The sequence below is a fragment of the Streptomyces sp. NPDC002785 genome (assembly GCF_040295565.1).
Lineage (GTDB): Bacteria > Actinomycetota > Actinomycetes > Streptomycetales > Streptomycetaceae > Streptomyces.
This window is the reverse complement of the sequence record NZ_JBEOVN010000300.1, coordinates 1-6375: the sequence shown is the minus strand read 5'-3', so window position 1 is coordinate 6375 and position 6375 is coordinate 1. Positions and strand designations below refer to the sequence as shown.

At 69.5% G+C, this 6375-nt stretch carries 8 protein-coding genes and 1 pseudogene; 7 read left to right on the top strand and 2 right to left on the bottom strand.

Annotation, left to right across the window (positions count from 1 at the left end):
- The first annotated feature begins 198 nt into the window (after positions 1-198).
- Entirely contained in the window at positions 199-672 is a 474-nt protein-coding gene (gene soxR / locus ABTZ94_RS35710) for a redox-sensitive transcriptional activator SoxR (RefSeq protein ID WP_351207314.1), read from the top strand.
- Between the two features lie 58 nt (positions 673-730).
- On the opposite strand, the gene ABTZ94_RS35705 is transcribed toward soxR, so the two are convergent.
- On the bottom strand, positions 731-1342 hold the full coding sequence (locus ABTZ94_RS35705; RefSeq protein WP_351207312.1) for a hypothetical protein: 612 nt from the start codon (positions 1340-1342) through the stop codon (positions 731-733).
- 226 nt (positions 1343-1568) lie between these two features.
- On the opposite strand from ABTZ94_RS35705, the gene ABTZ94_RS35700 reads away from it, so the two are divergent.
- Both ABTZ94_RS35700 and ABTZ94_RS35695 read left to right on the top strand, forming a co-directional pair.
- Positions 1569-1994, top strand: coding sequence for a hypothetical protein (locus ABTZ94_RS35700; RefSeq protein ID WP_351207316.1), 426 nt, complete (start codon positions 1569-1571; stop codon positions 1992-1994).
- Positions 1886-2466: pseudogene (locus ABTZ94_RS35695) on the top strand (penicillin acylase family protein); the annotation flags it as partial. The gene ABTZ94_RS35700 and the pseudogene ABTZ94_RS35695, both read left to right, overlap by 109 nt.
- Before the next feature lie 155 nt (positions 2467-2621).
- On the opposite strand, the gene ABTZ94_RS35690 reads toward ABTZ94_RS35695, so the two are convergent.
- On the bottom strand, positions 2622-3899 hold the full coding sequence (locus tag ABTZ94_RS35690; protein ID WP_351207310.1) for an exo-beta-N-acetylmuramidase NamZ family protein: 1278 nt from the start codon (positions 3897-3899) through the stop codon (positions 2622-2624).
- 185 nt (positions 3900-4084) lie between these two features.
- Here ABTZ94_RS35690 and ABTZ94_RS35685 point away from each other — a divergent pair, with 185 nt between their 5' ends.
- From ABTZ94_RS35685 to ABTZ94_RS35670, 4 genes are all read left to right on the top strand, one after another.
- Positions 4085-4849, top strand: coding sequence for an SDR family oxidoreductase (locus tag ABTZ94_RS35685; protein WP_351207308.1), 765 nt, complete (start codon positions 4085-4087; stop codon positions 4847-4849).
- Positions 4846-5001 carry a hypothetical protein gene (locus tag ABTZ94_RS35680; protein WP_351207306.1) on the top strand — a complete coding sequence of 52 codons (156 nt, stop codon included), beginning with the start codon at positions 4846-4848 and terminating at the stop codon, positions 4999-5001. Before ABTZ94_RS35685 ends, ABTZ94_RS35680 begins: the two co-directional genes overlap by 4 nt.
- 116 nt (positions 5002-5117) lie before the next feature.
- Positions 5118-5711 carry a TetR/AcrR family transcriptional regulator gene (locus tag ABTZ94_RS35675; RefSeq protein WP_351207304.1) on the top strand — a complete coding sequence of 198 codons (594 nt, stop codon included), beginning with the start codon at positions 5118-5120 and terminating at the stop codon, positions 5709-5711.
- Between the two features lie 12 nt (positions 5712-5723).
- The coding region (locus ABTZ94_RS35670) for an IS701 family transposase (RefSeq protein ID WP_502967363.1) at positions 5724-6375 on the top strand (652 nt) is incomplete at its 3' end.

Below are 6375 nucleotides of genomic sequence, written 5' to 3'. Positions count from 1 at the left end.
CGCACATCTGCCGCGTTGTCGTCAATCACCATGGCTCCGCCATGCCTCAATCCTCCGCCTTGCAGCTGCACGCACCCAGCCCCGCTCCTTCTCCCACCCCCCATTTGCCGGTCGGTCTAAGCGCTTGCTCAGCATGGTTGGCGGGTGCGTTCCTGTCAACGACGGACCGGCCGGGGGCGGACAAGTAGGGTTGGAGGGGTGCCCCAGATCCCACAGACACTCCATGAACTCACGGTCGGCCAGCTCTCCGCACGCAGCGGCGCCGCCGTTTCGGCCCTGCACTTCTACGAGACCAAGGGCCTGATCAGCAGCCGCCGCACCAGCGGCAACCAGCGTCGGTACACCAGGGATGCGCTGCGCAGGGTCGCGTTCGTCCGTGCGGCACAGCGGGTCGGAATCCCGCTCGCCACCATCCGGGACGCACTCGCCGAACTCCCGGAGGAGCGCACCCCGAACCGTGACGACTGGGCGCGGCTCTCTGCGGCATGGCGCTCCGAACTGGACGAGCGCATCGAGCAGTTGGGCCGGCTGCGGGACCATCTCACCGACTGCATCGGCTGTGGCTGTCTGTCGCTGGAGAACTGTGTGCTCTCCAACCCGGACGACATCTCCGGTCAGCGGATCAGCGGCTCACGCCTGATGCCGGAGCGCCGGTCGGCCGACTGTCCGTAGAAGCAGGGGCCCGGCCGCTCAGGTACCTGGCGGGCGCGCCGGGCGCCTTCGCTGTCCGTCACGCCGCCGACGCCAGATCCCGGCGCCGTACACTCCGGGCCTTCGCCAGTGCCCCCGGTGTGAGCGCCGGCCGCGGCACCACGATCCCGCACCGCGTGCAGACCGGCCCCGACCACGGCTCGCTCTCCAGATCGTGCCGCCAGGCGATCTCGGTGCCCGCACACACCGGGCAGGATGCGCCCGGTTCCGACTCCAGCGCGGCCATCAGCCGGCCGAGAACCTCGGCGAGCGGCGCCGAGGGGTGAACCGTCGGGTCCTCGCAGCGGGCGACCCCATGGCCGCCCCAGGTGCGCCGGTGCCAGTCGTCGAGCGCGCCGGGCCTGCGCAGCCCGTCGTGCTTCTCCCGCCTGCGGCGCTCGGCGAACCCCGCCTCGTAGCGGAGCCAGACGGCCCGCGCCGCCTCCAGCTCGTCCAGGGCGCGCACCAGCCGCACCGGATCGGGGGACCGGTCCTCGGCCTCGATCCCGTGCCGGGCGCACAGGTGGTCCCAGGTCGCCCGATGCCCGTAGGGGGCGAACCTCTCCAGGCACTTGCGCAGCGAATACCGCCGCAGCGCCAGGTCGCCCCGCGGGTCGCGGACCTGTCGCGCAAGACTCCGGAATCCGGCCACTGCACTGCCACCTCCGTCGCTCGTACTTCGGCGTCAAGGAATGGACGTACGGCTGCCCGATTCGGATCCATCGAAATAGGGTGACGTCCACCATGCGAGATGACTCATCGTCATCGGACCGCATGGGGCGGCATGTAATGATTCGGAAAAGGTGACTGTTGTTCACCTTACCGGCGGGTCATACCGCCAGTAACCTCCGGCGCATCGGCCGATCGTAGGAGCGCGCATGCCCCTACGCACCGTCAAGTTCAGAGCCGCTGCCGTCGCGGCGGTTCTCGCACTCGGCACCACCTTGCCGGCGGTCTCGCCGCAGTCCGGCGCCGCGGCAGCGGAACCCGTCACCGACTACTGCCACGGGCAGTGCGACGACATCCTGCCGCCCGGCGGGAACGGCAACGCCACGCTCGCCGACATCCTCGGCAACAAGGCATTCGGTACGCACCCCGCCCACAGCGACGACCAACTCGACCGATACAACGGCCTGGTGGCCGGGCACCCCGGTCTCACCGACCAGAAGCTGACCGACTTCTTCAACGACGCCTCGTTCGGCGTCCCCGAGAACCAGGTCGAGTCCGTGCTTCCCTTACCCGGGCCATGGCGCAGGCCGCCGTCACCGATCTGCGCGGCGAGCAGCTGCTGCCCGAACTGCTGAAGGTGATCCGATCCCGCCCGGTCACCGATCCGGAACTGAACGGCGTCGTCCAGCAGTTGGAGTCCTGGCGGGCGGCAGGATCGCAGCGCAAGGAGAGCAGCCCCGGATCGCATGCGTACACCTACGCCGACGCGATACGGATCATGGACGCATGGTGGCCGAAGCTGGTCGAGGCCGAGTTCAAGCCGGGCCTCGGCGACGGTCTGTACGGGGCGCTGACCGCGAACCTCGCCACCGACGAGTCCCCGGCGGCCAGCCACGGACCGAGCGGGGCGCACTGGCGTCCCTGGAGCGGGCTGCGGCGGAGCCGGCCGCGGAGGTCTACCCGGGTGATGACGGGTGCAAGGCCGGCGAGCAGTGGTGCACGGACTCGATCGTCCACCGGCCGCTGGGCGGGATCGCCCAGAAGTCCATCCACTGGCAGAACCGCCCGACGTACCAGCAGGTGGTGGAGTTCCCGGCGCACCGGTAATGCCGGGGAGATGTCGTCGAGCGCCGGACGGGCTTGATCTGCCCTCCCGTCCGGTGCTCGGCCTGCCGGCCGGAACCATCAGGCCCGTTCGGCGAACGCGCCCAGTCCGTCCGGCGATTGAGGACAGAAGAACCGGCCCCCGGACGCCCCCGGGCTCACCGGTACTGGAGGTACCTCTTCCGCACGGCCCGGAACGCGGCGAGGTCCTTCGCCCACGCCCCCACCACCTCATCCGTGTCCGCCCCGGCATCGATCAGCGTGCGGACCCGGGTCGTGCCGGTGAGCTTGTCGATCCAGTTGTCCGAGCGCCAGGCGAACCCGTTCCACGTCTGCTTCGCCGTCACCAGCAGAGCGATCCCCGTGCGGACCGGATCGAAGACCTCACGGTCCTGGACGTGCAACTGCACTCCGCCGACCGTCTTTCCCTGGAACTTGGAGAACGTCGGCGCGAAGTACGCCTCGCGGAAGGCCACCCCCGGCAGGTCGAGCGCGTTCGCGGCCGCCGCCCACCGGTGGTCGATGCCCTCCGCGCCGAGCAGTTCGAACGGCCGGGTCGTGCCGCGCCCCTCGGAGAGGTTCGTTCCCTCGAACAGGCAGGTCCCCGAGTAGACCAGCGCCGTGTCCGGCGTAGGCATATTGGGGCTCGGCGGCACCCAGGGCAGCCCGGTCGCGTCGAAGAAGTCCGAGCGCTTCCACCCCGACATCTTCACGATGCGCAGGTCCACCGGCCGCTGGGCCAGGAACTCCGCGTTGAAGAGCAGCGCCAGCTCGGTGACCGTCATGCCGTGCGCCTGCGAGATCTCCCGACGGCCCACGAACGAGGAGAACGCCGGGGCGAGCACAGGACCGAGCGCCGCCCGCCCGGTCACCGGGTTCGGCCGGTCCAGGACGACGAACCGCTTGCCCGCGAGAGCCGCCGCCTCCATGCAGTCGTACAGCGTCCAGATGTATGTGTAGAAGCGGGCACCCGCGTCCTGGATGTCGAAGACGATCGTGTCCACACCGGACGCGGTGAAGACATCGGCGAGCGGCTGCCCGCTCTTCAAGTACGTGTCGTAGACCGGGAGTCCGGTCGCCGGGTCGTCGTACCGTCCCTCCGAACCGCCCGCCTGCGCGGTGCCGCGGAAACCGTGCTCGGGCCCGAAGACGGCGATCAGGTCCACCCGCTCGTCCGGGTGCATCACATCGACGATGTGGCGCACGTCGGAAGTGATCCCGGTGGGGTTGGTGACGACCCCGACCTTCTGGCCCTTCAGCAGCGCGTAGCCGTCCGCCGCCAGCCGGTCGAAGCCGGTACGGACCCGGCCGTGCCCGTTGCCCTGCCCCTGGCCGGGCGCTGGAGCGGCGGTCGCGACCCCGGTACCGGCGGCCGTCGCCGCGAGGGCTCCCACCGCACCGCCGGCGGCCAGCAAACCACGTCTGGACAGGCTCATTCAGCTACCTCCATGATCGCGACGACTGTCATGGTCACGCACGCTAGCGCGCGTTCAGGCCATACGGAATGAGCCGGACGCGACAGTTGTGACAGGAGTGTCGCCTGAGCGGTGTCAGCCCCTTCCACTGCGACATACCGACTGGTTAGTCTGCTGAAGTAGTCGGCTGAGAGAGGCGGGACCCGATGAGTACGGTGCAAAACGCGGGCGTAGTGGTCACAGGGGCCGGGGGCGGCATCGGAGCCGCTCTGGCCCGCCGATTCGCCGCGGAAGGCGCGCGGGTGGTGGTCAACGACCTCGACGAGGCCAGGATCAAGCCGCTGGCCGAGGAGATCGGTGGCACCGCCGTAGCCGGTGACGCCTCGCAGACCGTGGACGCTGCCCGGGACGCGCTGGACGGCACCGTCGACATCTACTGCGCCAACGCGGGCCTCGCCTCGCCCGGCGACGTCTTCGCGGACGAAGAGGTCTGGGCCGCGGCCTGGGACGTCAATGTGATGGCCCACGTCCGTGCGGCCAGGGCGCTGCTGCCGGACTGGCTGGAGCGCGGCAGCGGCCGCTTCGTCTCGACCGCCTCCGCCGCCGGACTGCTGACGATGGTCGGTGCCGCACCGTACAGCGTCACCAAGCACGGAGTCGTCGCCTTCGCCGAATGGCTCTCACTGACCTACCGCCACCGCGGCATCAAGGTCCACGCGATCTGCCCGCAGGGCGTGCGTACGGACATGCTCACCGCCGCAGGATCGGCCGGCGAGCTCATCCTCGCCCCCAGCGCCATCGAGCCCGGAGCGGTCGCCGACGCGCTCTTCGACGCCATGGCCGAGGACCGCTTCCTGGTCTTGCCGCACCCCGAGGTGGCCGCGTACTACCGGGCCCGCACCAAGGACACCGACCACTGGCTCGGCAGTATGAACCATCTCCAGCAGAAGTGGGAGGAGACCGGCGCATGACCGAGTCCAGCTACGCGGCCGAGCCCTGGATCTCCCTGCTCGGCGAGGCCCGGCGGGCCCCCGTCGGCCCGGCCGGGACCCCGGTCCACGCCTTCCGCGCCTCCGCCGCCCGCAGCCCCGGGAATCCGGCACTCGCCTGCTCGAGATCCTGAGCGAACTCCCGAAGACGCCGAGTGGGAAGATCCTCGGGCGGGAACTGCGTTCCCCTCGAAAGACCGTTTCACGCACAGCACGGATTCACGCACGGTACGGAAGGAAGGTGGCGGCTATGGCCAAGGCGACGGACGGGGACACTGCCCCCGTCCCTCAGCGGCTGCTGGTCGCCGCCACCCGGCTCTTCGCCGAGCAGGGGTACGACCGCACCTCGGTCCAGGAGATCGTCGAGGCGGCAGGCGTCACCAAGGGTGCGCTCTACCACTATTTCGGCTCCAAGGAGGACCTCCTCCAGGAGGTCTACGCCCGGGTGCTCCGGCTCCAGCAGGAGCGCCTCGACGCCTTCGCCGACGCCGACGCCCCGGTCGAACAACGACTGCGCGACGCCGCCGCGGATGTGGTCGTCACCACCATCGAGAACCTCGACGACGCCTCGATCTTCTTCCGGTCCATGCACCACCTCAGCCCGGAGAAGAACAAGCAGGTACGTATGGAGCGGCGCCGCTACCACGAGCGCTTCCGGGCCCTGGTGGAGGAGGGTCAGCGGAGCGGAGTGTTCTCCACGGCCACCCCGGCGGACCTGATCGTCGACTACCACTTCGGCTCGGTCCACCATCTGTCCACCTGGTACCGGCCTGATGGCCCGCTCAGCCAGCAGGAGGTCGCCGACCACCTGGCCGACCTGCTGCTGCGCGCCCTGCGTCCCTAGTACTGCAACCGCATGTGGCGTGACGGGTCGTCGTCTTGGTCGTTGGGCTGTCTGTGTGATGAATCGCTGACGGTCGCGCAGATCGAGGACTGGTCCGATGGGATAGCCGGGCTTCATGCCCGGTTTGCGGGACGTTTTGGCCGGTCGGAGCCACGTGAGCGGGCGTTGGACTACCTGTCCACGTTGCTCGCGCCGCTGGAAAGGAAGAATGGGTGGACGCTGGCTGAGCAGGCCGGCCAGCGTCGCCCGGACGGTTTCCAGCGGCTGCTGAACTTCGCCGACTGGGATGAGCACGCGATCCGTGACGATGTGCGCGACTTCGTCGTCGAGACGATCGGCAACAAGGACGCGGTACTGATCGGGGACGACACCGGCTTCCTGAAGAAGGGCGTGAAGTCGGCCGGGGTCCAGAGGCAGTACTCCGGAACGGCCGGGCGCACGGAGAACTGCCAGATCGGCACGTTCCTGGCCTACGCCTCCGCCGCGGGCCGGGCCTTGATCGACCGCGAGCTGTATATCCCCGTCTCCTGGACGGATGACAGGGAACGGTGCCGGGCGGCCGGGATCGATGACGAGGTGCCCTTCGCCACGAAGATCGAGCACTTCAAGTGGATGCTGCAACGCGCGATCGACGCACGCGTCCCTTTCGCCTGGGTCACCGCGG